Source organism: Micromonospora sp. KC207, assembly GCF_004348615.1.
Taxonomy (GTDB): Bacteria; Actinomycetota; Actinomycetes; order Mycobacteriales; family Micromonosporaceae; genus Micromonospora.
Genome location: NZ_SMKJ01000483.1, coordinates 1 through 2,990, shown reverse-complemented (window position 1 = coordinate 2,990; position 2,990 = coordinate 1). Strand labels below are relative to the sequence as shown.

Genomic DNA, 2,990 nt, shown 5'->3' with positions numbered 1-2,990 from the left:
GCCGGGGCGGGCTGGGTCAGCTCATCTTCGCCGGCTTCCAGAACAACTTCTACAAGGCCGAGATCATGACCGGCACGCTGCTCTGCGTCCTGCTCGCCCTCGTGCTGGACCTGCTCCTGGCCGGGCTCGGCCGGGCGGTCACCCCGTGGCTGCGCGGGCGGTCCCGATGAACGGCGGGGTCGGCGCGGTCTGGTCGGCCGACGCCGGACCGGTGCGGGGCCGGCCGAGCGTCCAGGACAGGGGTGCCTGGTGAGCAACCCGGTCGGGCAGGCGGTGGTCTGGCTCAACGACCCGCTGAACTGGACCAACCCCGGCGGTGTCCTGGACCGGCTCGGCGAGCACCTCGGCATGTCGGCGGCGGCCGTGCTGCTCGGCTGCCTGGTGGCCTGGCCGGTCGGCCTGTGGCTCGGGCACACCGGCCGGGGCGGCGGACTCGTCGTGCTGGTGTCCAACGTCACCCTGGCGATCCCCACCCTGGCCCTGCTGACCATCCTGCCGCTGACCTTCCTCGGCTTCGGCCGGCCCGCCGTGGTGGTGGCGCTGGCCGTCTTCGCGGTGCCGCCGCTGCTCGCCAACGCGTACACCGGGGTGCGGCAGACCGACCCGGAGGCCCGGGACGCGGCGCGCGGGATGGGGCTGTCGGGCGGGCAGGTGCTGCGCCAGGTGGAGTTGCCGCTGGCGGTGCCGTACCTGGCGGCCGGTTTCCGCACCGCGGCGGTGCAGGTGGTGGCGACTGCCGCGCTGGCCTCGTTCGTCAACGGCGGTGGGCTCGGCCAGATCATCCGGGCCGGCTTCGGCCTGGACATCGCAGCCGGCGGCGGGCAGATCATCGCGGGCGGGCTGCTGGTGGCCGGGCTGGCGATGCTGGTCGAGCTGGTCCTGGCCGTGGTCGAGCGGTTGGTCACCCCACGCCCGCTGCGCCCGGCCCGGCGGCGGGCCGACCGCCGGGCCGCTGACGCCGTCGCCGGGAACTGACCGGCCGGACGTCCCCTCGTACGCCGGATGGTGACGATCCGGTGACGAACCGCGCCTCGGGTTGTCGGTCCCGGCGGGCAGGATGTTGGGTAGAAGATCGCGGGCGACGACACGGCATCGCCCGTCGGACACGCGGCCGGCCCGGGGCCGCGCCGGGACACGGAAGGCGGGCTTGATGCGCGCACGTACACGGCTGGCCATCGGCGCGGTGGGCGCCCTCGCGGCGGCCGGTTTCCTCACCGGCTGCGGGGACGCCGGTTCCTCCGGCACCGAGGCTCCCCAGCAGGGCGCGTCGGGGGCCGGCTGCGCCCCGGTCGCCGGTGACCAGCTGGTCGTCCTCACCGACGACAAGAAGCTCCAGAACGCCGACAACGTCATCCCGGCGGTCAACGCCAAGGTGGCGACCCCGGAGCTGCTCGCGGCGCTGGACAAGGTCTCCGCCGCGCTGGACACGCCGAAGCTGATCGCGCTCAACAAGGCCGTCGACATCGACCGCAAGACCAGCAAGGTCGCCGCCGAGGAGTTCGCCGCGGCCAACAACGTCACCCAGGGCATCGCCAAGGGGGCGGGCGGCGCGATCGTGATCGGTGCCGGCAACTTCACCGAGAGCCAGACCATCGCCGAGCTTTACCGGATCGCGCTCACCGCCGCCGGTTACCAGGTCAAGGTGCAGCAGATCGGCAACCGGGAGCTGTACGAGCCGGCCCTGGAGAAGGGCAAGATCCAGGTCGTCCCGGAGTACGCGGCGACCATGGCCGAGTTCCTCAACACGAAGGCCAACGGCAAGGATGCCCAGCCGGTCTCCTCGCCCGAGCTGGACAAGACGGTCGCCGCCCTCAAGGCCGCCGGCGAGAAGGCCGGCATCGCCTTCGGCGCGCCGTCGGCCGCGCAGGACCAGAACGCGTTCGCCGTCACCAAGGCGTTCGCCGACAAGTACGGGGTGAGCACGCTCACCGACCTGGCGGCCAAGTGCTCCGGCAGCGCGACCGTGCTGGCCGGCCCGCCGGAGTGCCCGCAGCGCCCGAAGTGCCAGGCGGGCCTGGTCGAGGTCTACGACTTCAAGGCCGGTTCGTTCAGCTCGCTGGACACGGGAGGCCCGCAGACCAAGAACGCCCTGAAGACGGGGAGCGCCAGCGTCGGTCTCGTTCTCTCCTCCGACGGGGCGCTCGCGGCCAGTTGACCCACCCGCCGGTCGCCGGCGGCCTCGTGCCGTCGGCGACCGGTGCTGTTCAGGGCGTTCCCAGCAAACGGAACACTCGGTAGGCTGCACATCCATGCCCGCCTCGGTTGCCGTCAGCGACAGGCGAGAGCCCCGACCGCTGTCCGTGATCTTCTGGATCGGCGTGGCGCTCGCTCCCGTCGCGGCGCTGATCCTGCTGGTCGCCGACGGTAACGGGCCGCTGCGCTTCGCCGCCGTGCTCGCGATCCTCGCCGTGGTGTTGATCGGCCTGTCGATCGCGCTGCGCGCCGACGGCGGCGGCCAGGGTGAGGCCGAGGAGTTGCGGGACGAGATGGACCGGCTGCGCCGGGAGTTGCGCGCCGAGATCGTTGCCGCCGCTCAGCGCGGCAACCAGGCGCTCGACGCGTCCCAGCGGGCACAGGACCAGGTGGGGGCGCTGCGTCGCCGGCTCGACGCCGCGGCGGCCGGGATCGCCGCCGACCCCGAGCCGCCGGTTGCGGAGCCGGCGGGCGCGGGCCGGGCCCGGGTCGCGGTCGCCGAGACGTACGACGACGCCGGCCGGCCCCGCGACGCCGACGACGCCCCGGACGGCCGGTTCGCCCCGGCCGCCCATCCCGACGACGCGCCCCTGACCCACAGCCCTCAGCCGACCCCGCGTCACGGCGCGGACCGTCCGGCTCAGCCGGGCGTGTACGGCGTGGACCGTCCGGTTCAGCCCGGCGTGTACGGCGTGGATCGCCCAGCCCAGCCGGGCGTGTACGGCGGCGGGGACCGCCCGGCTCAGCCCGGCGTGTACGGCGCGCCGGCCCGGCCGGCCGAGCACGGCATCCGGGTG

General features: G+C 74.2%; 2 protein-coding genes and 2 pseudogenes. All 4 read left to right on the top strand.

The window, feature by feature from the left end; translation table 11 throughout:
* Window positions 1-170 (top strand): annotated as a pseudogene (locus tag E1258_RS31560) (ABC transporter permease); the annotation flags it as partial.
* Window positions 171-249: 79 nt separating this feature from the next.
* Window positions 250-975 (top strand): ABC transporter permease, encoded by a 726-nt coding sequence (locus E1258_RS31555; protein WP_371688712.1) that lies wholly within the window; start codon window positions 250-252, stop codon window positions 973-975.
* Window positions 976-1,150: 175 nt separating this feature from the next.
* Complete coding sequence (locus tag E1258_RS31550; protein WP_132407508.1) at window positions 1,151-2,155, top strand: glycine betaine ABC transporter substrate-binding protein; 1,005 nt, start codon at window positions 1,151-1,153, stop codon at window positions 2,153-2,155.
* 94 nt (window positions 2,156-2,249) lie between these two features.
* Window positions 2,250-2,990, top strand: a pseudogene (locus E1258_RS35295) (hypothetical protein); the annotation flags it as partial.

Excerpts from the sequence above, each read along its gene's own strand:
- E1258_RS31550 (WP_132407508.1), top strand. The coding sequence starts at position 1,151 with ATGCGCGCACGTACACGGCTGGCCATCGGCGCGGTGGGCGCCCTCGCG.